Source organism: Streptomyces sp. NPDC045678, from assembly GCF_056432085.1.
The window spans coordinates 95195-122138 of the sequence record NZ_JBWKJS010000010.1; the positions used below are offsets into that span (position 1 = coordinate 95195).

Here is a 26944-nt window from a genome sequence, read left to right on the forward strand (position 1 = left end):
TTTCAGGCGGGGGAGCGGCGCTGCGCGCGGCCGTCACCGTGGCCGTTCAGGGGGATCAGGCTGTCCAGCCGGGCGCCCTTGACCCACGCCCCCAGCAGATCGCGGTGGACCGCGACGATGTCGTGCCGCACCGCCAGGTCCAGCGCGGCTGCCGTGAACCTGCGGCAGGTGGTGACGAACAGGGCGACGTCCGCGCCGTGTTCGTTGCGGGCCGTGCCGAGGAACTTCTGCATGTCCTGGGAGGAGACGCTGCGCTCAGGCGCGTACTTCTTGCACTGGATCACCAGCTTGCGGCCGTCCGCGAGACAACCGATCACGTCGGCACCCAGGTCACCGCGCTTCCCGCTGACGACGACCCGCGTGCAGCCGTCCCGGCGGCACAGGTCCGCGACGTACCGCTCGAAGTCCTGCCAGGAGAGCGTGTCGACCTCGCTCATCGACAGCTCCCGTGCCCGCGCGTCCTCCGCCAGCCGCCACGCCCGGTCCTTGCCGACGGCGAGGCGGTGCGCCTGCCACAGCCCGTACCCGGAGCCACCGAGTACGGCCACGACCAGCACGGCCAGCAGGACCGGCCACACGCTCGCCCAGTTCCCGGCCGCCCACATCGCGGCGACCACCACGGCCGCGCTGCCCCAGAACCGCACCTGCCGACGCGTCTTCTTCCGTAACGGCCGACGCCGTCGCCGTGCTGCTGCCATCAGCTCCCCATCTCCCCTGCCCCGCAGTGTGGAGTGCCCGCCCGCGGGCGACAAGAGGACTTTGCGGCCAAGGCGAGAGCATCAGCGTGCTCATATTGTCGCTCGGTCATGTCGAGGACGTTGCCGGGGTGCGGCCCGGTGCCCGCGGTTCGGTGCGCCACGGGCGGCGACCGGTCCGCAATGCCGCGCGCCCCGTGCTAGGAAGAGCCATGCCCGATCGTGATGCGTACGACGCCGTCATCGTCGGCGGTGGCCACAACGGCCTTGTCGCCGCCGCCTATCTCGCCCGCGCCGGACGATCCGTGCTGCTCCTTGAGCGGCTCTCCGGAACCGGGGGCGCCGCCGTCTCCAGCCGGCCCTTCCCCGGGGTCGACGCGCGGCTCTCCCGCTACTCGTACCTCGTCAGCCTGCTGCCCAAGAAGATCGTCCGGGACCTCGACCTCAACTTCAGGGTGCGCACCCGCACCGTGTCCTCGTACACCCCCACCGAGCGCGGCGGCCACCCCACCGGCCTCCTCGTCGGCGGCGGTGAGGCGCGCACCCGGCAGGCCTTCGCGCGGCTCACCGGCGGACAGCGCGAGTACGACGCCTGGCGCGCGTTCTACGCCATGACCGGCGAGGTCGCCCGCCGCGTCTTCCCCACGCTCACCGAGCCCCTGCCCAGCCGCGCCGAACTGCGCGCCCGCGTCGACGACGACACCGCGTGGCGCACCCTCTTCGAAGAGCCCATCGGCACCGCGATCGAGGAGCGCTTCGCCGACGACCTGGTGCGCGGCGTCGTCCTCACCGACGCCCTCATCGGCACGTTCGCCGACGCCCACGACCCGTCCCTGCGACAGAACCGCTGCTTCCTCTACCACGTCATCGGCGGCGGCACCGGCGACTGGAACGTGCCCGTCGGCGGCATGGGCGCCCTCACCTCCGCCATCGCCGACTCGGCGCGGATGTCGGGGGCGAGGCTGCGCACCGGGTGCGAGGTCACGCGGATCGACACGGACGGGCGGCACGCCGAGGTGACGTACCGGACGGAGGGCACCGAACACACCGCCTCCGCACGCCACGTCCTGGTCAACGCCTCACCGGAGGCCCTCGCCGGGCTCCTCGGCGACGACCTGCCCGAGCCCGCCGAAGGCGCCCAGTTCAAGGTCAACATGCTGCTCGAACGGCTGCCGCGGCTCCGCGACACGTCCGTCGACCCCCGCGAGGCCTTCGCCGGAACCTTCCACATCGCCGAGGGATACGGTGAGTTGGGGACCGCGTACGCCCAGGCCGCGGCCGGTACGCTGCCCGCCGCGCCGCCCTCCGAGATCTACTGCCACTCGCTGACCGACCCCACCATCCTCGGGCCCGACCTCGTCGAACGCGGCTGCCAGACCCTCACCCTCTTCGGTCTGCACACACCGGCACGGCTCTTCGCCGACGACAACGACACCGCGCGCGCCGAACTCCTGAAGTCCACCCTCGCCCAGCTCGACGCGCACCTCGCCGAGCCGATCGCCGACTGCCTGGCCCTGGACGCGCAGGGCCGCCCCTGCATCGAGGCGAAGACCCCGCTGGACCTGGAGCGGGACCTCAGGCTGCCCGGCGGCAACATCTTCCACCGCGACCTCGCCTTCCCCTACGCCCAGGAGGGATCGGGACGTTGGGGCGTGGAGACCCGGCACGCCAACGTCCTGCTGTGCGGCGCGGGCGCGGTGCGCGGCGGCGGCGTCAGCGGCATCCCCGGGCACAACGCCGCGATGGCGGTGCTTGAGTCGGAGCCGGATGCCGGTCAGGCCGGTCAGAAGTAGCGCGTGAACGGGGTCGCGTCCACGGCGAACAGGCCGTCGAAGGGGCTGTCCAGCTGGTAGATGAGGAGGACGGTGAAGGCGATCAGGCCGGACAGGCCCATCACCATCACGACGTGGGTGAAGCTGCGCTGCACGCCGAACATGAACATGAAGGCGATGGTGAGGACGCCGCCGACGATCAGGCCGAACCAGATCACCGGTGACAGTTGTTCCGCGCAGTCGGCCTCACGTCCGCGGCGTGCCTCGTCCAGGACGCTGAGCTGCGCCAGCGTCTCCTGGCCCGTCGCCTGTTGGGCCGGCGTGGCATCGGTCGGCACCTGAGCCGTCGCGCGCACCTTGTCGAGCAGCTGCCAGCCCGTCGTGCCGAGCGGGGCGCGCTCGGCCATGGCGGGCCACTCCGTGTCGGTGACGTGCCGGACGTACGACTCGATCTCGCCGCGCATCCGGTCGGCCTGCCCGGCGGGCAGACCCGGCGCGAGCAGATGGATCTGGTGGGCGGCGCTGGCCTCGGTGGCGGTGTGGTCCTCGGCGCCCGCGTTGGCGTCCCACACCGACACCAGGGCGAGGCCCAGGACGAGGGCGTACAGCACGCTGACCATCATCGAGATGTACTCCGCCACGTCCTCGCGGGGTTCGTCGTCGGGGCCCAGCGGCCAGAGCCTGTGTTTGAGCAGGACGCCCGCTGCGGCGAGCAGGGCGACGCCCAGGACGATGGCGAAACTCTCGATCATCGGCGGTCCCGATTCGTTGCGGACGGTCAGAGTCTGCGCGAGCCGAACACGGCGGCCGCGATCGCTGCGGGGAGCAGGATGAGGAGCAGCGCGGCGAGCATGCCGAGCCCGGTGGGGGTCCGGTCGCGCCGGATGAAGCGGCCGGCCAGGGAGCGCCGTGGTTCGGTACGCCGTTCGGCACGTCGTTCGTCCTTCTTGGGCGGCTGGGCCTGCTCTCGGGCCACCCCCGGTGGCAGGCCCCCCGGCGGCACCGCACCCGGTGGCACGGCCCCCGGTGGCACGGCGCCCGGCGGAACCGCACCTGGTGGAACCGCGCCCGGCGGGACCACTCCCGGAGCCAGCCCCGCTCCGGGCGGCGGCGCGGGCCCGACGGGGCCGAGCACCGGCGCCGCGATGCCCGGCGGCGGCGGTGGCAGGGGGAAGAGGGTGATGACCGGGGGGCCGGGAAGCGGTGGCGCCACGCGGGGTCGCTCCGGGGGCGGCCCCGCGGGCGGGCGCCGCGGTGCCACGGCCGCCGGCCGGGGAGGCCGCGGCACGCGAGCGACGGGTGGCGGCGGCGCGCGGAGCGTGAACCGCGCCGAGGAACGTGCCGTCAGCCGCGGGGGCGCCACCGCGCCGCCGCGGGCGTCGAGCGTGCGCAGCAGGTCGCTGCCGTCGGCCTGGCCCCGGCTCTCGTACGCACCGGGTGCGCGCCGCACCACGGTGACACACGTGGCCCGCGCGCCGGGGGCGAGGTGGGTGACGACCGGCTGCGCGGACCCCGCACAGCCGATCCGCTCCGCGGGCAGCGCCGGGTCCGTGACACGTACGCCGTGGACGGGCTTGTTGCCGTGGTTGGCCACGACGTAACGGACCTCGGCCCGGTCGGGTCCCGTCACGCGCGCCGTCTCCGTCAGGCCGAGGGCCGCGCCGACCCCGGCGTACCCCGAGCGTGCGGTCGCCTGCACCATCGCGCGCAGGTAGGGCTGCTGTCCGACCGCCCGTACGTCGCCGACCCAGGGTCCGGGGCGTGCGGCCGTGGTCGCCGTGCAGTACGCCGAGCGAAGCCCCGCCAGCATCGGCACGCGGTCGAGACCGCCGGGGCAGCGGATCGCGGCACCGGGCATGGCGGGGTCGTGCACCCGTACGTTGTGCAGGTCGGCGCCACCGCGGTTGATCAGGCGGTACGACTTCACGACCGTGGCACCGGTCCGGATACCGGGATCGAGGGCGCCGAGCCCTGGGCGGGTGTTGACCGTGACCTGAAGGGCGAGACCGTTGGCGGTGGGGCCGTCGGCGGCGGAGGGCCCGGCGGCCGACCAGCAGCCGCCGGTCAGGAGAAGGCCGACCAGCAGCCACCGCGCCCGCGCCGGTCCCGCGCCTGCTTTCCCGATGATCACACCGGGATGCTGGTACGGGACGTGGCGGTCGTCGACCCCGGCGCGCGCGCACGCTCGGTGATTCACCTGAGCGGCGGCAGCGGCCCTGCCGACCGGCGCGGAGGCAGGTCTACTGCAGGGAGTGACCCTCAGGGAAGAGGTGGCAGGGATGACGTCCCGGGCAGCCGACGCGGTCGACGAGGCCATCCCCGCACGGGGAGAAGAGCCCGAGGGGGGAGAAAGCCCTGTGCGGCAGGAGCTTCTCGTACGGAAGCAGCACCCCGTATCGCGGGACCAGCTGGAGCAGACCGATCCCGAGCTGCTCGTCGCCGCCTCGATCCTGCTCGCGGACGCCGCGCTCGCCGCGCGCAGGACCGGCGCCGAGCTCACCGTGGCGGGCGCGAGCTGGCGGGTCGGGCTGCAGGCGCTGCGGCGCCCCGCCTGGGCCCTCGGCACCGCGCTGTCCGCGGCCCGCGCGATGTCGAACCCCGCCGGGCTCGGGCTCGCCGCCAACGGCGGCCTGGTCGGTGAGACCGTCCGGTCCCTGGGAGCCGTGGCGCGCCGGCGGCCCGCCTGCGTCGCCATGGCCGTGGACGCCTTCGCGATGCGCATCGAGGCCGCCGCCCTTGAACACCCGAGCCTCGCGGCGCCGCTCGCCAAGCGGCTCACCAACGCCGTCGTCGCGGGGCGCAGGATCGAAGCGCTGCGCGCCGCGCGGGAGTTGGTGGAACTCCTCGGCGTCACCCGCACCCTGACCACGATCAGCCCCGTGGTCATGGAACTGCTCGCGCTGGCCGGGCTGCTCGACGAGAACCCGACCAACGACAGCTTCGCCTGGGTCACCCTGACCGGCGGAGTACCCACCACCGACCCGCTGTTCGGCCTGCCCTCCGTACTGATCAGGCATCTCAACCCGGGGCCCGGGCGGGCGGAGCGCTGCGACGCCGACGCGATGCTGGCCCGCGTCCTGGCCCGGTCCGGCAACGACATCGTCCGCTACATCGACGACATCTCCGCCCTCGGCAACCACGGACTCGCCCTGCTGCGGAGAATCGACTGCACGGACGGCGCCACGCGGTACGTTCTGCTGCTGCCCGGCACCAGCTTCGGGCGGCTGAGCAACAGCACCCCGCAGGATCTCGTCGGAGCGTTCGACGCGCTGCTGCGCACCGACACCACGTACAGCCGCTCCGCGCGGCAGGTGCTGGTCCGCGCGGGTGTGCCCGAGGGCGCCGAGCTGATGATCGTCGGGCACAGCCTCGGCGGCATCACGGCCATGAACCTGGCCTGCGACCTGGACTTCGTGTCCACGTACCGGCTCACCCATGTGCTCACCGTCGGCTCGCCCATCGACACCAAACGACCCGTCGACCCCACCACGCAAGTGGTCAGCCTCGTCAACGAACACGACGTGATCCCCGGCCTCGACGGGCGCGGACCGGCCTCCGCGAACGACACCCCGGCCGGCTGGATCGAGTGCGCCTGGCTGGACGAGACGTACGACTATCCGCTCTCGCACGCCCCGCAGGCGTACGCCGACACCCTCCGCCGAGGCGAGGTGCCGTACCGCGACCGCGTCAACGAGCTCATCACCCGCTACGACGGCGAGATCGTCGGCAACCAGCCCTACCTGGTGCGCGACAAGTGACGCCGCGCTCCAGCAGACCCCAGAGGGAGACCGGCGATGAACGCCAGTGACACCACGACCGCTTCCCGCCGCCCGCCGAGGGCCTGGCCCCTGGAGAGCGCCCTGATCAGCGCCGCGCTGGCGGCCCAGCGCGTCTCCTGGATCGACGCCCCGGCACGCGCCCTCGGACTCAAACCGTTCACCCGGCAGCGCCTGACCCGGCAGGTCCTCGCCCAGTTGCGGCGCACCGCGGGCGGGCGACCGACCCGGCTGCGCACCGCCTTCGGCACCTTCCTGATGCCCCTGAACGTCGACGACGCCGCGGGCCTGATCGACCGGGCCGAGGAAGCCGGGGCCCGGGGCACCGTCACCGCCCTCACCGCGGAAGGGCGCCGCCTTCGGGTGACGCCTCATGCGGCGCTGCCCGTCGCTCTGGGCGCGGTGCGCGCCCAGGTGCGGGAGGCCGCCGCTCAGGAGGCCGCCGAGATCTGCGCGGCACGCCGTACGGACGGCAGCGTCGCCCGCGACGACTGGTGTGCGCTCACGGCCCGCCTCGCGCGGCGGATCGTGCTCGGGGCCGACGCCGCCGACGACAGCCTGATCAGCGCCATCCTCGAAGCCGTGGCCCGGGCGGAGGACAGCACCGAGTACGCGGCCCGCTCCGCCGCGCTGCGCCGGCGTCTCGACGCGTACGTCCATGCAGTGCACCCGGGCGGACTCGCCGGGTCGCTCCGCGACGGCGTCGCCGACGCGGGGGACGACGTCGCCGAGGACACGAGAGACGCCGTGGTCGAGCACGTGCTCGAGACCCTCACCAGGGCACTCGCCGACACCGTGCCGCAGGCCTTCGCGCTGCTCACGGTGCAGCCGCTGATGCCCGGCACCGACCGCGCCGAGCGGGCCGTCGGCGAGGCCCTGCGCCGCTATCCGCCGCTGGCCGCAAGCCTGCACGAGGTGCGCGCCCCCTTCACCTGGCACGGCATGGCGGTCGACGCGGGCACCGAGATCCTGTGCGCCACCGCCTGGCTGCGCGACCTGGACGAGGCGCAGGGGCACGGCAGCCACGACCCGTCGGCCTCCCTGTGCGCGGCACCGGGTCCCTGCGCCGCCGCCGAACTCGCCGTTCTCACCGCCACGGAACTCGTCCGAGCCCTCACCCGGCACGCCGAACCGGTAGTACTCGCCCCGCACCTCACCCCCGACGCGCTGCCGGCCGACCTGCCCGCCGCGTCCCTGCGCCTCGCCCTCGCGGACGACGCGCACGCGGCAGCCGACCTGGCCGCCCGCCCCGCGGTCGACGGGTACGTGGCACCCGCGGCCGGACAGAGCCCCGCCCACTACGCCGCCGCTGCCGAGGCGGGCGCCTGCAGCCTCGAGGAGCACGCCAGGAAACTCACCGACTGCGCGCGGCAGTCCGGCTGGAACCGCGACGCGTTCGGCGAGCAGTGCCGGATGACGCTCCTCGCCCACGCCGAGCGCTGCGGCCGGGCGGCAGCCGATGCCCGCCGGGCCGCCGAATGGCTGGCGAGCTGACCGCTACCGGAACGGCGTCGCCCTGCGGCGCCGGTCCCGGTCGACCATGCCCTGAACCGTGAACCACGCCTCGTCGCACAGGTCCCGCACGGCTGCCGCACGGGCGGCGAAGGACGCGGCGCAGGCCGGGGCAGGGATCGGCTCGCCGATGCTGATCCGCCACTTGAAAGGCAGCGGCAGCGGTGTGGTGACGGGAAAGTACGGCAGGCCGAACCGCCGGGCCAGCGACCGGAGCTCACCGAGTTTCGGCAACGTCTCCTCGGCACCCACGATCGACACGGGCACCACCGGCACGCCGGTCCGCACCGCGGTCACCGCGAATGCGGGGCTGAAGGGGCGCATGCGGTAGCGCTGCGAGAAGGACTTGCCGACCCCGCCGAGCCCTTCGGGGAACAGGGCGACGAGGTGCCCCGCCAGCAACCGGTCCCGGCCCAGCGTCGGATCGTCGGTGAACACGTCGTGCCTGCGGGCGTACGCGGCCACGGCCGGCAGCCGGAAGACCACGGGGGAGGCGTAGACGTGCACCGGCCTGCGCAACTCCCGGTACAGCAGCTTGTGCAGGACGAACGCGTCGAGGCCCCAGGCGCCGGAGTGGTTGGCGACGATGAGTGCGGGCCCCGAGGGCGGGACGTTCTCCAGGCCCGACACCTCGACGCGGAGGTAGTCGTCGGCGAGCCACCCCAGCACGCCGTCCAGCAGATCGATGCCGACGTCGTCCAGCAGGCCGGCCGGGGCGTCGGTCCGCGGTCCCGCGTTCGCTTCGGTCACAAGATCCCACTTTCAGCTGAAAATGGGTCACCGCAAGACTAAAGGTGCCATTGAGGTGGTCTCTCTTCCTAGCGCCCGAATTCCGTGCGCCGTTCAGAAAGGCCCGCCATGAGTACCTCTGCGTCACCCGCGACCGCGGATCTGATCACCGGCCTGCTCATCGACAGGTTCGACGTCGACCCGGCCGCCGTGCGCCCCGACGCGCGGATGACCGAACTGCTCGTCGACTCGCTGATGGTCGTCGAGATGGCCATCACGCTCAAGGACGAACTCCGTGTCGACGCCACCGAGGACGAGCTGCGGGAGCTCACCTTCGCCGAGTTCACCGCCCGCGTCGACGAGCGCCGCGCCGGATGACGCGGGACGTCACCGTCGCGGTGACCGGCCTCGGCCTGGTGACCGCCGCGGGGCACGACACGGACAGCACCTGGGCCGCGGTCCGTGCGGGGCGCGCGACCGCCGGACCCGACCCGGACCTGCGGGACCTGCCGGTCTCCCTGAGCTGCCGTGTCGACGGCATGGACGCGCTGCGCCCCCGGCAGCCCGGTACCGCGCACCTCGACCCCGGGGCCCGTATGGGTCTGGCGGCCGTCACCCAGGCCCTGGACGCCGCCAAGCTCGACCCGGCGGAGTGGGATCCGACGCGCGTCGCCGTCGTCACCGGCTGTTCCGTCGGCGGGATGCACACCCAGCGCACCGCCGCATCGCGCCTCGCGTCGGACGGCCCGGAGAGCGTCTCCCCGTACTTCCTGACCGGCTACCTGCCCAACATGGTGTGCGCCACCGTCGCCCTGCACCTCGGCGTGACCGGGCCGACCCTGAACGTCGCGACCGCGTGCGCCTCGGGGGCCACGGCTCTCGGTACGGCCCGCGACCTGCTCGCCTCCGGCCAGTGCGACATCGCCGTGGTCGTCGGCGCCGACGCGGCCGTGACGCCTCTCGTCGTGACCGGCTTCGCCCAGCTCCGCGCGCTGTCCGACCGGTGCTCGCGCCCGTTCGACAGGGACCGCGACGGCTTCGTCATCGCCGAGGGCGCGGGCGCCCTGATCCTGGAGCGCCCCGAGCACGCGGCCGCCCGCTCCGCGCCCCGGCTCGCCCGGCTCGTCGGGTACGGGGCGAGCAGCGACGCCCACCACCTCGTGGCCCCGCACCCCGAAGGGCGCCACGCCGAGCGGGCCCTGCGCGCCGCGCTCGCCGAGGCGGGCGTGGCCCCCGGCGAGGTCGGTCACGTCAACGCGCACGGCACGTCGACCCCGCGCGGCGACGCGATGGAGGCGGCGCTCCTGGCCCGGGTCCTGCCGCACCGGCCGCCCGTCACCTCCGCCAAGGGCAGCCTCGGCCACACGCTCGGCGCGGCCGGCGCGATCGAGGCCGCGCTGACGGTCCTCGCACTCCGCGAGGACCTCGTCCCGCCCACCGCCGGCCTGACGGACCCGGACCCGGCGTTCGACATCGACGTGGTCGCCGACCGCGCCCGGCCCCTGTCCTCGGACATCGCCGTCAGCAACTCGTTCGGCTTCGGCGGGCACAACGCGGTCGTGGTCCTTGCCCGGGAGTGAGCGCCGGTCCGTGAACCCCTACGGCGCGCCCCCGAGACCGATCTCGTTTCCGTCGGGATCGCGGTACGTCGCCTTGCGGACGCCGTTCGCGTACGTCTCCCGCCGGACGGGGGCGAGGCCGCGGCCCGTGATCTGCGCGACGCGCTCGTCGAAGTCGCCGACGAAGACGGTGAGCCGGGCGTGGCCCGCGTGGTCGGGGAGGTGCTCGATGTACAGGTAGCGGTGTTCCGCGAGCTCCCAGACGGCTTCGACGTCGTTCGGGGAGAACGTGGGAGGGCCGCCCAGCAGGCGTTCGTACCACGTCAGGGCCGAGGCGTAGTCGCTGACCGGAATGCCGGAGAACAGATCGAGGGACATGCCGCCATCGTAGGAAGAGCCGGTCCTGGCCGCGTGTCGAAAGCGCGGCTCACTCAGCCGTCTCCACGATGGCCGGCATCGGCGGCCCGCCCGGATGCCACGCCTGGAGGAAGGCCTGCTGGCGGCTGACGTCGACGAGTTCGACGCGCGCTCCGATGCTGTCCATCCGGTGGTAGGCGAACGGGCGTCCGTGGGGGCAGCCCGAGAAGTCCACGGGGAAGCCCTCCCGTTCCAGGCGCCGGGAGCCCACCCGGATGTCGCTCGACCAGAAGCCGATGTGGTCGAATCTGGCCCCGTCCTCCGTGTGCCACGGGCTGCCGGGAGCGCCCTCGATGAGTTCGATGAACGGAGCCCCGCCCGAGGTGAAGACGATCCGGTAGTCCCATGCCCCGAGCCGGTCGGACACGGGCGCGCTCCATTCGACACCGGCGGAGCGCTGGAAGTCGCGCATGGCCTGTTCGAGGTCGGGGACGGCGAAGCACACGTGGTAGAAGGCAGCCATCCGTCCATGATCGGCTGTCGCGGCGCGCGGGGCCAGGGGGTGGGCGGGTGCCGGGGAAACCGAGTGGATCTGACACTGCATCAGAAAATCTCTTCCCTCGTCCGGGCCGCTGCGGCATCCTGCGCCCATGCAGACGGAGCTGAGCAGGAGACTGGGAGTCGAGCACGCCATCTTCGGCTTCACGCCGTTCCCCGCGGTGGCCGCCGCCATCAGCAGGGCGGGCGGGATCGGGGTGCTCGGCGCGGTCCGCTACACGGCACCCGACGAGCTGGCCAGGGACCTCGACTGGATGGAGGAGCACGTCGACGGGAGGCCCTACGGGCTCGATGTCGTCATGCCCGCCAAGAAGGTCGAGGGCGTCACGGAGGCCGACGTCGAGGCGATGATCCCGGAGGGGCACCGGCAGTTCGTGCGGGACACCCTCGCCAAGCACGGCGTGCCCGAGCTTGCCGAGGGCGAGGCGTCGGGCTGGCGCATCACCGGCTGGATGGAGCAGGTCGCCCGCAACCAGCTGGACGTCGCCTTCGACTACCCGATCAAACTCCTCGCCAACGCGCTCGGTTCACCCCCGGCCGACGTCATCCGGCGCGCCCACGACCACGACGTCCTCGTCGCGGCCCTCGCGGGCAGCGCACGCCACGCCCGCAAACACGCGGACGCGGGCATCGACATCGTGGTCGCCCAGGGGTACGAGGCGGGCGGCCACACCGGTGAGATCGCCTCCATGGTGCTCACCCCCGAGGCCGTCGACGCGGTCGCACCGCTCCCGGTGCTCGCCGCCGGGGGCATCGGCAGCGGACAGCAGATCGCGGCCGCGCTCGCGCTCGGCGCGCAGGGCGTGTGGCTCGGGTCGCTGTGGCTCACCACCACGGAGGCCGACCTGCACTCGTCCGCGCTGACCCAGAAGCTCCTCGCCGCCGGTTCCGGTGACACGGTTCGCTCGCGCGCCCTCACCGGTAAGCCCGCACGCCAGTTGCGTACGGAGTGGACCGACGCCTGGGACGACCCGCAGGGCCCCGGCACGCTGCCGATGCCGCTGCAGGGGCTGCTGGTCGCCGAGGCGGTCTCGCGGATCCAGAAGTACGAGGTGCAGCAGCTGCTCGGCACCCCGGTCGGACAGATCGTCGGCCGGATGAACAGTGAACGCAGCGTCCAGGCCGTCTTCGACGATCTGACGCGCGGCTTCGAGCGGGCCGTCGACCGTGTCATCCGTATCGCGGGAAGGGAAGGCCAGTCGTGAGCACACCCCCGAATGGATTCTGGGCCCAGGCGTCGGCCGACCCCGGCCGCACCGTCCTCGTGGCGCCCGACGGCGAGGAGTGGACGGCGGGACGGCTGCACGGCGCCGTCAACCAGCTGGTGCACGGGCTGCGGGCCGCGGGCCTGGAGCGCGGGGACGCGTTCGCCGTCGTGCTGCCCAACGGCGTGGAGTTCCTCACCGCGTACCTGGCCGCCTCCCAGGCCGGCTTCTACCTCGTCCCCGTCAACCACCACCTGGTCGGCCCCGAGATCGCCTGGATCGTCTCCGACTCAGGCGCCAAGGTGCTCATCGCCCACCAGAAGTTCGCGGACGCCGCGGTCGCTGCGGCCGACGAGGCGGGCCTGTCCGAGACCCACCGCTACGCCGTCGGCGACGTACCCGGCTTCCGCCCCTACGCCCGACTCCTCGACGGACAGCCCGAGTCCGCCCCGGACGACCGCACGCTCGGCTGGGTCATGAACTACACCTCGGGGACGACCGGCCGCCCCCGCGGCATCCGCCGCCCCCTGTCCGGCAAGCTCCCCGAGGAGTCGTACCTCGGCGGCTTCCTCGGCATCTTCGGGATCAAGCCCTTCGACGGCAACGTCCACCTGGTCTGCTCGCCGCTCTACCACACGGCCGTCCTCCAGTTCGCGGGCGCCGCCCTGCACATCGGCCACCCGCTGGTCCTGATGGACAAGTGGACGCCCGAGGAGATGCTCCGCCTCATCGACGTACACAAGTGCACGCACACGCACATGGTGCCGACCCAGTTCCACCGCCTGCTCGCGCTGCCGGAGGCGACACGCGCCGCGTACGACGTGACGTCGATGCGGCACGCCATCCACGGCGCCGCGCCCTGCCCCGACCACGTGAAACGAGCGATGATCGACTGGTGGGGCGAGTGCGTCGAGGAGTACTACGCGGCGAGCGAGGGAGGCGGGGCCTTCGCCACCGCCCAGGACTGGCTGAAGAAGCCGGGGACGGTCGGAAAGGCGTGGCCCATCAGCGAGTTGGCGGTCTTTGACGACGACGGCAACCGCCTCGGCCCCGGCGAGCTCGGCACCGTCTACATGAAGATGTCCACCGGCGGATTCTCGTACCACAAGGACGAGTCGAAGACGAAGAAGAACCGCATCGGCAACTTCTTCACCGTCGGCGACCTCGGCCTCCTCGACGAGGACGGCTATCTCTTCCTGCGCGACCGGAAGATCGACATGATCATCTCGGGCGGGGTCAACATCTATCCCGCCGAGATCGAGTCGGCACTGCTCACCCACCCCGCCGTCGCGGACGCCGCCGCCTTCGGCATCCCGCACGACGACTGGGGCGAGGAGGTGAAGGCCGTCGTCGAGGTCACCGAGGACCGGACCGGCGACGACGCCCTGGCCGCGGAGATCCTCGCCCACTGCGAGCACCACCTCGCCGGCTACAAGCGCCCCAAGAGCGTCGACTTCATCAAGGCGATGCCCCGCGATCCCAACGGCAAGCTGTACAAGCGGCGCCTGCGCGAACCGTACTGGGAGGGACGGGAGCGCGCCCTGTAGGCCGCGCCCCCTGGTCTCCGCAGGGCAGGGGTTCAGCGCCGTTCGCGCACTCGCACCACCTCAAGCTCCGGATCGCGGAGGATGTCCTTCTCGCAGAAGCGCGACGTCACCCAGCGTTCCTTGCCGTAGAGGATCGTCTGGTCGCTGTAGTGCGGGGAGCGGGGATTGGAGGACTGGGAGTACGACAGGAGGGTGCGGGCCTCCGGGCAGCCGCCGGAGTTCCAGCCGACCGCCTGGATGTGGCTCGACCCGTGGGCGACCTCCGTGTAACCCGCCTTCTTGTCCCAGTTCGCCTCGATCTTGTTCCACACGCCCAGGGACTCGGTGCCGCCGGAGACCGGGATGCGCTTGCCGTTGCGCACGACGTACTGGTGCGCGCCGAGCGGGGCGTCCACGGCGGCGCCCGCCGCGGTCAGCTCGGACACCGCGTCGGCGAGCGCGGTACGGAAGCCGGGCAGCGCGGTGTCGAGGGTGTTCGGGGTGCGCACCGGGTCGGCCGCCGAGAACGGCACCTTCCACAGCTGCGCGCCGGGCACGGTCGCCGTCAGCCTGCGCCAGAACCGGTCGAAGAGCAGCGCGCCGCGGCTGTCGGTGTCCATGCGGTGGTCCCAGCGGGCCAGGACCTCGCAGGCCTTGCGCACGTCGACCGCCTTGCCGTCGCTGCCCGTTGCCGTGCCACCGGGCAGCGCCGCGCAGGCCTCCGCCGTGTCGTCCGTAGCGAGGTCGGCCGCGGGGACACGGTTCGCGAACTGCTGGCGCTGGAGGTCCCGGACGGTGAGATCCCCCTTCTCCGCCATCGCCGCCACGTCCTCGACGGCGCCACGCGTGCGCATCGAGCGCTGCGTGCCGACCGTGCCGAAGATCCGTTCGTAGCCGGTGATCGGGTGGTCGGCATTGGTCAGCCAGGCGCTGTCGTTGGAGTTCTCCGCGTACGGGGCGTTCTGCAACGTCGGCATCCGCGACGGGCCGAAGATGCCGGGCTGCACCGCGTCCTTGTCCGAGCCCAGCGCGCACGCGCCGCGCGATCCGTCGAGGACGGCGACACCCGAGGCCGGGTAGGTGACCTTCCCGAGCGGCGTGCTGCAGCGCTCGGCGAGGTCGTCGGTGATGCGGGGGAGTACCTGCGACTGGCTGAGCAGTGAGTGACCGTGCCGGTCGGCGGCGACGGTGTTGACCCAGGGCAGCCCCTGCGTCTCGCGCAGGGACTTGAGGATGCCGGCGGTGGAGCGTGCCCTGCCGAAGCCGAGGTCGGTGTCGCTGCCGCGCAGGTTGACGGCGTTGGGGTCGTTGAGCGCGTACGCCGTGGTCGAGGACCAGGGCAGCGGAAGCTGGGTGCCGAGGCCCGTGACGACGGGGCCGTACCGGGTCCAGTACTGGGTGCGCGTCACCGGGGCGCCGTCCTTGACCGGCACGGTGACGGTGCGCTTCGTCATCTTCCTGCGCTTGCCGTCCACCAGATAGGTGGTCGGGTCGGACGGGTCCAGCGTCAGCTGGTGCAGGTTCAGGGTGACGCCGGTCGCGACCGTGTGGCTCCACGCCACGTCGCCGTTGAAGCCGATGTTGACCACGCTCGTGCCGAGCAACGAGCCGCCGGAGACGTTCAGTTCGCCGGGTATGGTCTGCTGCGACTGCCAGAAGCGGCGGCCGCCCTGCCAGGGGTAGTGCGGGTTGCCGAGCAGCAGGCCCTTCCCGTTCGCCGTGGTCTCTCCGCTGAACGCGACGGCGTTGGAACCCATGTCGGCGTCCTGCGAGGAGAACAGCTCGCGGGCCGCATCCGCGGTGCGCCGGGGGTCGGGGACGGTCTGTCGGCCGGTCGCTCCCGATGGCGCGGCGGTCGGCGGTGCGGCGGCCGTGATGCCGTCGATCCCGCGGCCCTGCCCGCCCAGCACCTGCACGGCGAAGCCCTGCCGCGCCACGTCGAGAGCGGTGATCGGGCGCACCCAGCCGGCCTTCGCGCACGCCGGGTCGGTGATGCGGTTCTGCTTCAGCCAGGCGTTGTAGCCCGCGGCGAAGCCCCGCATCAGCTCCTTCGTGCGGCGGCTCGGCCCGGCCGGCGCGGGCTGCGCGAGGAGCTTCTCCACGGTCCCGGCCTCCCGCACACCGCGGAAGTACAGGTCGCTGCCGAGGTTCGTGGACGCCGACGACAGCGCGGAACCGGGCGAGGCGTCGGGGCCGAAGTGACGGGAGCGCTCGCCGCGTACGGTCACATAGCCGTCGGCGAGCGTGCACACCTGGTCGGCGGCCTGTGCCCAGCCGGTGCCGAAGCCGAGGTTCGCGTAGTCCTTGGCGAGGATGTGCGGAATGCCGTACTCGGTATAGCGGATGGTGGCGTGCAGGCCACCGCCCGAGGGGTGTGCGTCCTTCGGCGCGGCGCCCGCGCCGGACGACGGGAGCAGGGCCAATGCCGTCAGCAGGGTGATTCCCACGGCCGTCGTGCGTCTTGTGCGGATGCGCATCGTGCCTCCCAACTGGAGTTCGGGAAGGGGCGGTTGAGCGTACCAAGCGGTCGGTCACTTTCCCCCGCCGCGGAACGGATCTCTTGACCCCGCCGATGCGGGGACCGAGGATCACGCCATGACGGGTGTACGCGACAACACGGTCGACGGAGTCCTCGGGCGCAGCGCGCGCCGCACGCCGGGGCGTACGGCGCTGCGCTACGGCGAGCGTTCGTGGACGTACGAGGAACTCGACGCCGCCGTGTCGCGCGCGGCCGGCGCGCTGCGCGACAGCGGCCTGACCCACGGGGACCGCGTCGGCGCCTACGCCCACAACTCCGACGCCTACCTGATCGGCTTCCTCGCCTGCGCGCGGGCCGGCCTGGTCCACGTGCCGGTCAACCAGAACCTGACCGGCGACGACCTCGCGTACATCGTCCGGCAGTCCGGCTGCTCCCTCGTCCTCGCCGACCCGGACATCGCGGGACGCCTGCCGTCCGGCGTGCCGGTCCTGGCCCTGCGGGACGCGGACGACTCACTCCTCACGCGGCTCGCGGGGTCTTCGGCGTACGCGCCGTACGACGGGGACGGACCCCGGGGCGACGACCTGGCGCAGCTGCTCTACACGTCGGGGACGACGGCCCTCCCCAAGGGCGCGATGCTCTCGCACCGGGCGCTGGTCCACGAGTACGTCAGCGCGATCACCGCCCTCGACCTCGAGGAGACCGACAAGCCCGTCCACTCGCTGCCGCTCTACCACTCGGCGCAGATGCACGTCTTCCTGATGCCGTACCTGGCCGTCGGGGCGGAGAGCACCATCCTCGACGGGCCCGACGCCGAGCGGATCTTCGACCTCGTCGAGGGCGGCCGCGCCGACAGCCTCTTCGCGCCGCCCACCGTGTGGATCGGCCTCTCGCGGCACCCCGGTTTCGCGCACCGCGACCTCCGCGCGCTGCGCAAGGCCTATTACGGTGCGTCGATCATGCCCGTGCCGGTCCTGGAGCGGCTGCGCGCGAGGCTGCCGGAGCTCGCCTTCTACAACTGCTTCGGACAGAGCGAGATCGGCCCGCTCGCCACCGTCCTCGGCCCCGACGAGCACGAGGGGCGGATGGATTCCTGCGGGCGGCCCGTGCTCTTCGTCGAGGCGCGGGTCGTCGACGAGGACGGCCGGGAGGTGCCGGACGGGACCCAGGGCGAAGTCGTCTACCGGTCACCGCAGTTGTGCGAGGGGTACTGGGACAAGCCGGAGGAGACCGCGGAGGCGTTCCGCGACGGCTGGTTCCACTCCGGGGACCTCGCGGTGCGGGACGCGGAGGGGTACTTCACCGTCGTCGACCGTGTGAAGGACGTCATCAATTCGGGCGGAGTCCTGGTCGCGTCGCGGCAGGTCGAGGACGCGCTGTACGAGCACGCGGGGGTCGCGGAGGCGGCAGTGATCGGGCTGCCGGACGAGCGCTGGATCGAGGCGGTCACCGCCGTCGTCGTACGGGGCGACAAGGACGTCACCGAGGATGAACTCATCGCCCACGCACGGAAGAAGCTCGCCCACTTCAAGGCGCCCAAGAGGGTCCTCTTCGTGGACGAGCTGCCGCGCAACGCCAGCGGGAAGATCCTCAAGAGGGAACTGCGGGATCGTTTCGCCGCAGGCTGAGCGGTGACCTCGTCAGCTCACGCGCTCGCGTGGCGCCGACCGTCGTCCTGCGCGGACGGAGTCGACGGGGTGACTGGTGCGGACGGGGTGGATGGCGTGGTCGGAGCGGACTGCGCGGGGCCCGTCCGGTCCGCTTCGTCGTGGACGAGCAGCGAGAGCAGGGAGGCGACGGCGAGTCCCGACTCCGCCGGGTGACGCAGCACCTTGGCGGGGTCGATCTGGTACGTGTTGGTTCGCCCCTCACGGGTGTGGGACAGATATCCGTCCTGTTCCAGGTCCGCGATGATCTTCTGGACGGCCCGGTCGGTGAGCCGGCAGTGAGCGGCGATGTCGCGGATGCGGGCGTTGTGGTTGTCGGCGATGGCCGCCAGCACGCGCGCGTGGTTGGTGAGAAACGTCCATCCGGTGTGTGGCTCGGGCACTCCATCCATGCGCCAACTCTAGTACCTCTCATTCACGCTTTCAAAAACACGTACTCGATTTCATGTATTAGTTGACGTGCGTGTCCTGAGGCGGGCAGCCTGGAGGCAGCGGTAGGCGCGAGATGAGGAGAGGCCATGCCGGATCCCGCATTCACTCGGCGGCCCTTCGAGAACGAGGGCGGCGAGCACAGCCAGGGCAGCCGCACCCCGACGGCCTCGTTGCCACGGGGCGGCAGTGCCGTGGGTGGCAGGAGGAGTCTCATGGTGCGGGGGGAGCTCGACCTCGACACCGGTCAACGGCTCCGGACAGATCTGTACCGCGCGCTCACCAACTCGGCGGCCGGCCTCGACCTGGACCTGCGCGAGGTGGATTTCTGTGACTGCTCCGGGCTGAACGTCCTGCTCAGCCTGCGTCAGCACGCGGTGCAGCAGGGGAAGACCGTGGTCATCCGCCACAGCAGCCCCGCCGTGGAACGCCTCCTCGAACTGACCGGGACCCGCGGCCTGTTCGCGCTCCCGGAGCCGGAGCCGGAACCGGAGCCGGCCCGGGTGCCGGAGGCCGACGGGGCGTCATGCCCGGTCGTGCACGAGGCGAACCAGCCCGAGGGGGCCACGCAGGACCTGCAGGTCGTCGTGGCCCAGCTGCGCCGGGCCATGCAGACCCGGCCCACCATCGACCTGGCCAGGGGCATCCTGATGTCCACGTTCAACCTGAGCCCCGAGGCGGCCTGGGACGCACTGGTCACGGCCTCGCAGAACACCAACACCAAGCTGCACGTGCTGGCCGGGGACGTGGTCGGCACCGTCCAGGGGGCCGCCCTGCCCGAGGCCGTGCGCAGGCACCTCGACGCCGCGATCACCAAGGCGAGCGCCGCGCATGCCACTCGCCGGGCACGCGCGGCGTCGCGGACCGAGTCGCTGCCCGACCTGGCCGTCTCGGCGGTAGACCCCAGCCCTCCCGCGGACGGCGTGCCATGACTGACCGCTCCGCGGGAAGCGTCAGCCCCGCAGGTCCACGATCCGCTTGAACTTGCCCACCGACCGTTCCAGCGTCTCCGGGTCGACGATCTCCACACCGACCGAGACGCCGACCCCGTCCTTCACCGCCGCCGCGATCTCGCGGGCCGCGGCCTCGCGCCGCTCCGTCGGCGTGTCCGCGCGCGCCTCGGCCCGTACCGTCAGGGCGTCCATGCGCCCCTCACGCGTCAGCCGTAGCTGGAAGTGCGGGGCGATGCCCGCCGTGCGCAGCACGATCTCCTCGATCTGAGTGGGGAAGAGGTTGACGCCCCGCAGGATCACCATGTCGTCGCTGCGGCCCGTCACCTTCTCCATGCGCCGGAAGATCCGCGCCGTACCGGGCAGCAGCCGCGTCAGGTCCCGTGTCCGGTACCGGATGACGGGCATGGCCTCCTTCGTGAGCGACGTGAACACCAGCTCGCCGCGCTCACCGTCCGGCAGCACCTCGCCCGTGATCGGATCGACGACCTCCGGGTAGAAGTGGTCCTCCCAGATGTGCAGCCCGTCCTTGGTCTCCACGCACTCCTGCGCGACGCCGGGCCCGATCACCTCCGAGAGCCCGTATATGTCCACGGCGTCGATGGCGAAGCGCTCCTCGATCTCGCGCCGCATCTCCTCCGTCCACGGCTCCGCACCGAAGACGCCGACCCGGAGCGAGGTCGTACGGGGGTCGACGCCCTGCCGCTCGAACTCGTCGAGGAGCGTGAGCATGTACGAGGGCGTCACCATGATGATCTCTGGGCGGAAGTCCTGGATCAGCCGGACCTGCCGCGCCGTCATACCGCCCGACGCGGGGATCACCGTGCACCCCAGCCGCTCCGCTCCGTAGTGCGCGCCCAGGCCGCCCGTGAACAGGCCGTACCCGTACGCCACATGGACCTTGTCCCCGGGACGGCCGCCCGCGGCACGTATCGAACGCGCCACCACGTCCGCCCACATGGACAGATCCTGCTCCGTGTACCCGACCACCGTCGGCAGGCCCGTCGTGCCGCTCGACGCGTGCAGGCGGCGCACCTCGGACTGCTCCACCGCGAACATCCCGAACGGGTAGTTGGCCCGCAGGTCGTCCTTGGTGGTGAACGGGAACCGCGAGAGGTCGGCGAGCGAGCGGCAGTCGTCCGGGCGCAGACCCGCCTTGTCGAACGCCGCCCGGTAGAACGGGACGTTCTCGTACGCATGCAACAAGGTGTCCTGGAGGCGCTCCAGCTGCAGGGCTGCGAGCTCGCGCGTGCCGAGCCGTTCGGCCGCGTCCAGCAGTAGCGGCATACGCGTCATAGGGAATGCTCCCGTCCTGAACGGGCGACCGATCATTCGGTCGTCGATCTTCTGTGGAGCTCAGTAATCCAGGCCGGGCGGTGGGCGTCAAGGGATCTCGCACAGCGGCTTGAGCTGCGGCGCGAGGGTGCGGGCGGCGGCATGGGCCACCGTCATGGGCCGCGGCGCGACCGCGTTGCCCGTGCGGCACACGGGATGTGATGATCACCCCCATGCCGACATTCAGCGCGTACGACGGGACGGAGCTCGCCTACCACGAGAAGGGGGAGGGCGAACCCCTGCTGTGCGTGCCGGGCGGCCCCATGCGTGCCTCCGCCTACCTCGGCGACCTCGGCGGACTCACCGCCCACCGCCGCCTGATCCTGCTCGACCTGCGCGGCACGGGCGACTCCGCGGTGCCGGACGATCCGGCGACGTACCGCTGCGACCGGCTCGTCGACGACGTCGAGGCGCTCCGCGAGCACCTGGGGCTCGACCGGATCGACCTGCTCGGGCACTCCGCGTCCGGCAACATCGCCACCCAGTACGCGGCCCGCCGTCCGAAGCGGGTCCGCACCCTCGTCCTGGTCGCCCCGGCCACGCACTCCCTGGGCCTCACCGTCACCGACCGGGACCACCGCGAGGCGGCGGCGCTGCGCGCGGGCGAACCCTGGTACCCGGCCGCCGAGGCCGCGCTGGACGCGCTCGCCGCCGGACGCGGCTTCGCCGAAGTCGCGGACGACCTCGCACCCCTCGCCTACGGCCGCTGGGACGCGGCGGCGCAGGCGCACCGCGCGGCGAGCGCGTCGGAGAAGAACGCGGAGGCGGCGGCCGCCTTCTACGGCGACGGAGCCTTCGACCCGGCCGCCACCCGCACCGCCCTGACCGAACTGGCCGCACCGGTCCTCGTGCTCGCGGGGGAGTGGGACGGAGGCCCGAACCCCGCACACGCGCAGGAACTCGCCGGCTTCTTCCCGCACGGCGTACGCCAAGTGCAGCCCCGCGCCGGACACTTCCCGTGGCTGGACGACCCGGAGTGGTTCGTACGGCGCGTCGCGGGATTCCTCGCGCAGGACTGACGCGAGCCGGCCGGACCATGAGGACGGACCTCACCCGATGTCCGTCCGTCAACGATCCTCAGGGGAGACGTCGTGCGCCACGCCACATCCGTCCGCCGCGCGCTGGCCACCGGTGCGCTGACCGCCGCTGTGCTCGCGGGCGGCGGCACCGCCGTCGCGGTGCCCGCGCAGCCTGCCGTCGCGGCGTCGGCGCCCGGTGCTTCCGTCGGCCCGTACGCCCAACTGCACCCCCTCGCCGACCTGTCCGCGCAGCGCCTCGCCACCGCCGACCTCGTCGCCGCCGCCAAGTACGGCACGGACAGCCCCATCGACGACCCGGCCCGCGAACAACAGGTCCTGGACGCGGTGGCCGCGCAGGCGGAGGAGGCCGGCGCCGATCCGGAGGCGACCATCCGGATCTTCCGGGACCAGATCGAGGCCAACAAGGCCGTCCAGCGCGGGCTGTTCCGGCGCTGGGACGCCGATCCGTCGCGGGCGCCGACGGAACGGCCCGACCTCACCGAGGTCCGCGAGCAGATCAACCGCGTCAACGGAGAGCTGGTGCGGTCCGTCGCCGCCACCTCGGTCGCGCGCTCGGCGCCGTACTGCGGGGGAGTGCTGACCGCCGCGGCCGCGCACGTACGGCACGAACAGCGGCTCGACGCCCTGCACTCCGCCGCCCTGGGACGGGCGTTGCCGTCAGTCTGCGCGGGCTGACACCCGCGGCTCGTCGCGCGGGCCGCGGCAGGCGAACCGCGGCAGGAAGAACTGGGTGACGGAGCCGACCGCAACGGCGTAGAGCACCGTGCCCACGCCCACGGTCCCGCCGAGCAGCCACCCCACGGCGAGCACGGCGAGCTCGATGAGGGTGCGGACGCGTCGCAGCGAAAGACCTGTCAGCGCGGCCGCGCCCGTCATCAGGCCGTCGCGCGGCCCGGGGCCGAAGCGCGCTCCCACGTACACGGCCACGGCAAGGCCGTTGAGGACCACCCCGGCGACCAGCAGACCCAGCCGGGCGGGCAGGCCGAGGGCCTCGGGAACGACGAGCAGACCGAGGTCCGAAGAGACGGCAAGGACCACGATGTTGGCGACGGTCCCGAACGTCGGCCGCTGCTTCAGCGGTATCCACAGGAGTAGGACGAGCACCCCGAGCACGGCGCTGATCGTGCCGAAGCTGAGGGGCGTGCGGCGCTCCAGACCCTCGTACAGGACGCTCCACGGATTCACGCCCAACGCGGCCCGCACGAGGAGCGACAGGCTGAACCCGTAGAGGGCGAGACCGAGGAGCAGCTGGGGCAGCCGTCGGGAGGGGCGTTCGCGGAGGGAAACGTATGAGATGGCCATTGCGGTAACTCTGTAGAGTGATTGGCCCGGAAAACACGGCCAATCCCAGGAGAATGGTGTGGTTGACGCCGATCGAACGCTGGGCGGCCGCCGGCTCGCCGCGATGCTGCCCGATCCGTCCGGCACGCGTCCCGCCTACCGCCACCTCGCCCACGCCGTCAGCGCACTGATCCTGGACGGACGCATCGCCCTGCACGTCAGGCTCCCCGCCGAACGCGACCTGGCCGTCGTCCTCGGCACCAGCCGGACGACCGTCACCGCCGTGTACGACCTGCTGCGCGAGAACGGCTACGCGTACAGCCGCCAGGGCGCGGGCACCTGGACGGCGCTGCCCGAAGGCAGCACGCCCAACGGCGTGCGGCGCCTCCTCGCGACCGAGAACACGACGGCCGAAGGCGCCGCGGCAGAGGATTCCGTGATCGACCTGGCCAGAGCCGCGCCGGGCCTGCCCGGGCAGGAACTCACCGACACCCTCGTCCGGATCGCTCCGCGCCTCGCGGAGCACGCGCACACCCCCGGCTACCACCCGTACGGCCTGCCGGAGCTCCGTGCCGCCATCGCCGGGCGCTTCACCGTGCGAGGCCTCGCCACCGTGCCGGAGCAGATCCTGGTGACCTCCGGCGCCCAGCACGCGCTGACCCTCGTGCTGGGGCTCCTGTGCGGGCCGGGCGACCGCGTCCTGACCGAGAACCCGTCCTATCCGAACGCGCTGGAGGCCATGCGGCGCGCCCGCCTGCGCCCGCTGTCCGTGCCCGTGACGGAGGCGGGCTGGGACGTCGGCGTCGTCGCGGCGGCGTTCCGCGAAACCGTTCCGCACCTCGCCTACCTGATCCCGGACTTCCACAATCCCACCGGCTGCCTCATGCCCGAGGACGAGCGGATCCGGGTACTGCGTGCCGCACAGCGGTCCGGCAGCTGGCTCGTCGTCGACGAGACCCTCGCCGAACTCGCCCTGGACGTGCCCGCACCGCCGCCACTCGCCTCCCACGCGGCGCCCGGCGGCGCGGCGAAACTCATCACCGTCGGCTCCATGAGCAAGACGCACTGGGCAGGGCTGCGCATCGGCTGGCTGCGCGCCCCCGCGCGGCTCGTCACCGAACTCGCGGGACAGCGCGTCGCCACCGACATGGGCGGCTCGGTCCTCGACCAGCTGGTGGCCCTCGACCTGCTCCGCAGGACCGACGAGCTGCTGCAGGACCGCCTGGAACGGCTGCGCGAGCAGCGGGCCGCGCTCGCCGCCGCTCTGGACGAGCACCTTCCGGCGTGGAACTGGAGCCTCCCGCCCGGCGGCCTCTCGCTCTGGGTGGACCTGGGCGAACCCGTCGCGTCGGCGCTGGCCGAGCGGGCCCGCGGCAAGGGCGTACGCATCGAGAGCGGCTCCTGCTTCGCCACCGACCCCGGCATCTTCGAACAGCGGCTCCGCATCCCGTACACCGCCACGCCCGACACGTTGCGCGAGGCGGTGCGCCGCCTGGCGGTCACCTCGGCGGACGGTCTCGGGGCGGCGTCCGGTGCGGGACGGCCGCGCTGGGTGGCGTGAGGCGGACCGGGCGGAGCGTCAGGGGCGCGTGGCGGTCGCGACGTCCTCGTGCAGCGCGAATACCTGGTCGAGCCCGACGATGCGCAGGATCCGCCGGGTGTTGGCCGGGACGGCGGCGAGGGCGATGTCCGCGCCGGCCGCCTGTGCGTGGTTGCGGGCGGCCAGCAGGGCGGTGATGCCGCTCGAGTCGCAGAAGTGCATCGCCGTGAGGTCGAGGACGAGGCGGCCGCCGGGCCGCAGGTCGACCGTGGGGAGCACGTCCCGCAGTTCGGGGGCGGTGTGGTGGTCGAGGTCGCCGATGATCTCCAGGACAGGACCCGTCGCGGAGTCGCCGGTGATGATCTTCAGTGGGCTCATGGCGTGGTCTTCGTCGTCGGGTCGTCCGTCATCGAATGGTCCGGCGTCGGGTTTTCCGTCGTGGCCCTCGGGGCGGATGCTCCGAGGGCGAGCAGGGCGGTGTCGTCGTCCAGGCCCGCGCCGAGGCCCGTCAGCAGCTCGGTGAGCGCGGCGACGATACCACCGGCGGAAGCGCCGGCGTGCTCGGCGGTGAAGGCGCGCAGCGCCTCGTCCCCGAAGAGGTCCGAGCGGTCGGCGCCCGTGCGGGCCTCGGTGACGCCGTCGGTGTAGAGCAGCAGCGTGTCACCGGGTGCCAGGGTGGTCCTCGCGGCCGTGAAGTGCGGGCTGGGCAGCGCGCCGACGAGGAGGCCGCCCGGTGTGGGGAGGTAGTCCGCCGTACCGCCGCTCCGCAGGACCAGGGCCGGCGGGTGGCCCCCGGACGCCAGCTCCACGGACACGTACCCGGAGACCGGATCAGGGTCCAGGACGCCGAAGATGACGGTGCAGAAGCGCGGGTCGTCGCCCGAGTACCGGTCGTGCAGGACCTGATTGAGCGTGGTCAGCGCGGCCGCGGGATCGGGGTCGTGCAGGGCCGCGGCGCGCAGCGTGTAACGGGTCAGCGAGGTGACCGCGGCCGCCTGCGGACCCTTGCCGCACACGTCGCCGAGGAAGAAGCCGAAGCGTTTGCCGTCCAGGGGGAAGACGTCGTAGAAGTCGCCGCCGAGCTGGTCCGGGGAGGCGGTGTGGTAGTACGTGGCCGTCTCGACGCCGGGAATGGGAGGCAAGGACGCGGGCAGCAGCGACTGCTGGAGGACGGCGAGCGCCTGCTGCAGCCGGGCCCGGTCGGCGCGGGCCTGCCGTGCGGACTCCTCGGCGGCCTTGCGGCTGCGCAGCAGCTCCGTCTCGTAGGCACGGCGGTCGGTGGCGTCGAAGACGGTGATGCGGGTCAGCAGCGGTGTGCCGGTGCTGCCGTACTTGACGACGGCGGAGACGAGCACCGGCCTGCGGCCGCCGTCCGCCTGCTTGACCTCGAGAGCCACCCCGCTGATTTCGCCCTGCATGCGCAGCAGCGGCGCGAAGTGCGTCTCGTGGTACAGCCTGCCGCCCACGGGCAGCAGGTCCGTGAACCGCAGCCGGCCCACCACCGCATCCCGGTCGAGCCCCAGCCAGTCCAGCAACGTGCTGTTGATCTTCACCACGGTGCCGTCCATCAGCGTGGACAGGTAACCGCACGGCGCGTTCTCGTACAGTTCCTCGGCGCTGTCCTCCAGAAGGGCGGCGAACACCGAGTCCGAGGAGGTTTCGCCGTCGGCCTCCTCGGGACCGGTTCCGGTGCGGCACATCACCCGAGGCCTGCCAGGAACGCGATGATCGCCGCGTTGGTCGCCTCGGGCGCGGACAGGTGCGGGCAGTGCCCGGTCGCGTCGAGGGTGACCAGCTGCGACGAGGGCACCCTTCGGTGTACGTAGGCACCGACCTCGCGGGGCGCGATCGCGTCCTGCGAGCACTCGAGGACCAGCGTCGGGATGCGTACGCTCGTCAGCTCCTCCCGGGCGTCCGAGAGGAACGTGGTCCGGGCGAAGACCAGCGCCATCTCGGGGTCGGTGGCGCAGAAGCTGTTCTTGAGCTCCTCGCCGAGCTCGGGTCGCTCCGGGTTGCCCATGATGAGCGGAGCCATCGCCGCGGACCAGCCCAGGTAGTTCGCCTCGAGGGACTCCAGGAGCTCGTCGATGTCCTCTTCGCTGAAGCCGCCGCGGTAGCCCTCGTCGTCGATGTACCGGGGCGACGGGGCGACCATGACGAGGGCCTTGATGCGCTCGGGGGCCTGCCGGGCTGCCAGGACACCGATCATGGAGCTCACCGAGTGGCCGACGAACACGGCGTCGCGCAGGTCGAGCCGCTCGCACACCTCCACCACGTCCTGGGCGTAACCGTCCAGCGATCCGTACCGCTCCGCGGAGAACGCGGAGAGGTCCGACCGGCCCGCGCCCACATAGTCGAACAGGACCACGCGGTAGTGCGGCTCCAGGGCGGGCACGGTCAGGCGCCACATGTTCTGGTCACAGCCGAAACCGTGGGCCAGGATCACCGTCGGCCCTTGCGGGTTGCCCGTGACGGTGACGTTGTTCCTGCGGATGATGTCCATGACTTCCATGATCTCAGACACCCGGAAGGGG

25 protein-coding genes are annotated in these 26944 nt (G+C 72.5%); 12 read left to right on the top strand and 13 right to left on the bottom strand.

The features are described from left to right. Positions 1 to 2: 2 nt before the first annotated feature. Positions 3 to 605 (bottom strand): restriction endonuclease, encoded by a 603-nt coding sequence (locus AC07DO_RS31525; protein ID WP_479064888.1) that lies wholly within the window; start codon positions 603 to 605, stop codon positions 3 to 5. A gap of 302 nt (positions 606 to 907) precedes the next feature. On the opposite strand from AC07DO_RS31525, the gene AC07DO_RS31530 reads away from it, so the two are divergent. Next, on the top strand, positions 908 to 2488 hold the full coding sequence (locus AC07DO_RS31530) for a phytoene desaturase family protein (RefSeq protein WP_479064398.1): 1581 nt from the start codon (positions 908 to 910) through the stop codon (positions 2486 to 2488). Here AC07DO_RS31530 and AC07DO_RS31535 read toward each other — a convergent pair. Together AC07DO_RS31535 and AC07DO_RS31540 are read right to left on the bottom strand one after the other, a co-directional pair. Beyond that, a complete protein-coding gene (locus AC07DO_RS31535; protein WP_479064400.1) occupies positions 2479 to 3219 on the bottom strand; it encodes a bestrophin-like domain in 741 nt (246 codons plus the stop codon). The genes AC07DO_RS31530 and AC07DO_RS31535 overlap by 10 nt on opposite strands. Positions 3220 to 3245: 26 nt before the next feature. Beyond that, entirely contained in the window at positions 3246 to 4598 is a 1353-nt protein-coding gene (locus tag AC07DO_RS31540) for a hypothetical protein (RefSeq protein ID WP_479064402.1), read from the bottom strand. Between the two features lie 148 nt (positions 4599 to 4746). On the opposite strand from AC07DO_RS31540, the gene AC07DO_RS31545 reads away from it, so the two are divergent. Both AC07DO_RS31545 and AC07DO_RS31550 read left to right on the top strand, forming a co-directional pair. Further along, positions 4747 to 6225 (top strand): alpha/beta hydrolase family protein, encoded by a 1479-nt coding sequence (locus tag AC07DO_RS31545; RefSeq protein ID WP_479064404.1) that lies wholly within the window; start codon positions 4747 to 4749, stop codon positions 6223 to 6225. Positions 6226 to 6261: 36 nt separating this feature from the next. Continuing rightward, positions 6262 to 7737, top strand: a complete 1476-nt coding sequence (locus AC07DO_RS31550; RefSeq protein WP_479064406.1) for a hypothetical protein — start codon at positions 6262 to 6264, stop codon at positions 7735 to 7737. A 3-nt stretch (positions 7738 to 7740) separates the two neighbouring features. Here the strand turns inward: AC07DO_RS31550 and AC07DO_RS31555 are convergent, their stop codons facing one another. After that, positions 7741 to 8505, bottom strand: a complete 765-nt coding sequence (locus AC07DO_RS31555; RefSeq protein WP_479064408.1) for a 1-acyl-sn-glycerol-3-phosphate acyltransferase — start codon at positions 8503 to 8505, stop codon at positions 7741 to 7743. A gap of 108 nt (positions 8506 to 8613) precedes the next feature. On the opposite strand from AC07DO_RS31555, the gene AC07DO_RS31560 reads away from it, so the two are divergent. Both AC07DO_RS31560 and AC07DO_RS31565 read left to right on the top strand, forming a co-directional pair. Continuing rightward, on the top strand, positions 8614 to 8862 hold the full coding sequence (locus AC07DO_RS31560; protein ID WP_479064410.1) for an acyl carrier protein: 249 nt from the start codon (positions 8614 to 8616) through the stop codon (positions 8860 to 8862). Continuing rightward, positions 8859 to 10064, top strand: coding sequence for a beta-ketoacyl-[acyl-carrier-protein] synthase family protein (locus AC07DO_RS31565; RefSeq protein ID WP_479064412.1), 1206 nt, complete (start codon positions 8859 to 8861; stop codon positions 10062 to 10064). Before AC07DO_RS31560 ends, AC07DO_RS31565 begins: the two co-directional genes overlap by 4 nt. An 18-nt stretch (positions 10065 to 10082) precedes the next feature. On the opposite strand, the gene AC07DO_RS31570 is transcribed toward AC07DO_RS31565, so the two are convergent. Continuing rightward, positions 10083 to 10421, bottom strand: coding sequence for a VOC family protein (locus AC07DO_RS31570; protein WP_479064414.1), 339 nt, complete (start codon positions 10419 to 10421; stop codon positions 10083 to 10085). Positions 10422 to 10470: 49 nt separating this feature from the next. Continuing rightward, a complete protein-coding gene (locus AC07DO_RS31575; protein WP_479064416.1) occupies positions 10471 to 10923 on the bottom strand; it encodes a VOC family protein in 453 nt (150 codons plus the stop codon). Positions 10924 to 11050: 127 nt separating this feature from the next. Between AC07DO_RS31575 and AC07DO_RS31580 the strand changes: the two genes are divergently transcribed. Then, a complete protein-coding gene (locus AC07DO_RS31580; RefSeq protein WP_479064418.1) occupies positions 11051 to 12163 on the top strand; it encodes an NAD(P)H-dependent flavin oxidoreductase in 1113 nt (370 codons plus the stop codon). Continuing rightward, positions 12160 to 13710, top strand: a complete 1551-nt coding sequence (locus AC07DO_RS31585) for an acyl-CoA synthetase (protein WP_479064419.1) — start codon at positions 12160 to 12162, stop codon at positions 13708 to 13710. The genes AC07DO_RS31580 and AC07DO_RS31585 overlap by 4 nt, the downstream gene beginning before the upstream one ends. 32 nt (positions 13711 to 13742) lie before the next feature. Here AC07DO_RS31585 and AC07DO_RS31590 read toward each other — a convergent pair whose 3' ends face one another. Then, complete coding sequence (locus tag AC07DO_RS31590) at positions 13743 to 16166, bottom strand: penicillin acylase family protein (RefSeq protein WP_479064421.1); 2424 nt, start codon at positions 16164 to 16166, stop codon at positions 13743 to 13745. A gap of 118 nt (positions 16167 to 16284) precedes the next feature. On the opposite strand from AC07DO_RS31590, the gene AC07DO_RS31595 reads away from it, so the two are divergent. Beyond that, entirely contained in the window at positions 16285 to 17796 is a 1512-nt protein-coding gene (locus AC07DO_RS31595) for an acyl-CoA synthetase (RefSeq protein ID WP_479064423.1), read from the top strand. 17 nt (positions 17797 to 17813) lie between these two features. Here the strand turns inward: AC07DO_RS31595 and AC07DO_RS31600 are convergent, their stop codons facing one another. Beyond that, a complete protein-coding gene (locus AC07DO_RS31600) occupies positions 17814 to 18227 on the bottom strand; it encodes a helix-turn-helix transcriptional regulator (protein ID WP_479064425.1) in 414 nt (137 codons plus the stop codon). Between the two features lie 126 nt (positions 18228 to 18353). On the opposite strand from AC07DO_RS31600, the gene AC07DO_RS31605 reads away from it, so the two are divergent. After that, on the top strand, positions 18354 to 19196 hold the full coding sequence (locus tag AC07DO_RS31605; protein ID WP_479064427.1) for an ANTAR domain-containing protein: 843 nt from the start codon (positions 18354 to 18356) through the stop codon (positions 19194 to 19196). A gap of 21 nt (positions 19197 to 19217) precedes the next feature. Here the strand turns inward: AC07DO_RS31605 and paaK are convergent, their stop codons facing one another. After that, a complete protein-coding gene (paaK, locus tag AC07DO_RS31610; protein WP_479064890.1) occupies positions 19218 to 20501 on the bottom strand; it encodes a phenylacetate--CoA ligase PaaK in 1284 nt (427 codons plus the stop codon). 221 nt (positions 20502 to 20722) lie between these two features. Between paaK and AC07DO_RS31615 the strand changes: the two genes are divergently transcribed. Together AC07DO_RS31615 and AC07DO_RS31620 are read left to right on the top strand one after the other, a co-directional pair. Further along, positions 20723 to 21568, top strand: a complete 846-nt coding sequence (locus tag AC07DO_RS31615; RefSeq protein ID WP_479064429.1) for an alpha/beta fold hydrolase — start codon at positions 20723 to 20725, stop codon at positions 21566 to 21568. Positions 21569 to 21640: 72 nt separating this feature from the next. Then, positions 21641 to 22264 carry a chorismate mutase gene (locus AC07DO_RS31620; RefSeq protein ID WP_479064431.1) on the top strand — a complete coding sequence of 208 codons (624 nt, stop codon included), beginning with the start codon at positions 21641 to 21643 and terminating at the stop codon, positions 22262 to 22264. On the opposite strand, the gene yczE is transcribed toward AC07DO_RS31620, so the two are convergent. Continuing rightward, complete coding sequence (gene yczE, locus AC07DO_RS31625; protein WP_479064433.1) at positions 22247 to 22891, bottom strand: membrane protein YczE; 645 nt, start codon at positions 22889 to 22891, stop codon at positions 22247 to 22249. The two genes, AC07DO_RS31620 and yczE, sit on opposite strands and share 18 nt — an antisense overlap. A gap of 58 nt (positions 22892 to 22949) precedes the next feature. Here yczE and yczR point away from each other — a divergent pair, with 58 nt between their 5' ends. After that, positions 22950 to 24431: a MocR-like transcription factor YczR gene (yczR, locus tag AC07DO_RS31630; RefSeq protein ID WP_479064435.1), complete on the top strand. Its 1482-nt coding sequence runs from the start codon at positions 22950 to 22952 to the stop codon at positions 24429 to 24431. A gap of 18 nt (positions 24432 to 24449) precedes the next feature. Here the strand turns inward: yczR and AC07DO_RS31635 are convergent, their stop codons facing one another. Genes AC07DO_RS31635 through AC07DO_RS31645 form a run of 3 tightly spaced genes read right to left on the bottom strand, consistent with a single transcriptional unit; the run spans position 24450 to position 26913 of the window. Beyond that, on the bottom strand, positions 24450 to 24788 hold the full coding sequence (locus AC07DO_RS31635; protein ID WP_479064437.1) for an STAS domain-containing protein: 339 nt from the start codon (positions 24786 to 24788) through the stop codon (positions 24450 to 24452). After that, complete coding sequence (locus tag AC07DO_RS31640) at positions 24785 to 26110, bottom strand: PP2C family protein-serine/threonine phosphatase (protein ID WP_479064439.1); 1326 nt, start codon at positions 26108 to 26110, stop codon at positions 24785 to 24787. The genes AC07DO_RS31635 and AC07DO_RS31640 overlap by 4 nt, the downstream gene beginning before the upstream one ends. After that, a complete protein-coding gene (locus AC07DO_RS31645) occupies positions 26110 to 26913 on the bottom strand; it encodes an alpha/beta fold hydrolase (protein ID WP_479064441.1) in 804 nt (267 codons plus the stop codon). Before AC07DO_RS31645 ends, AC07DO_RS31640 begins: the two co-directional genes overlap by 1 nt. Positions 26914 to 26944 lie beyond the last annotated feature (31 nt).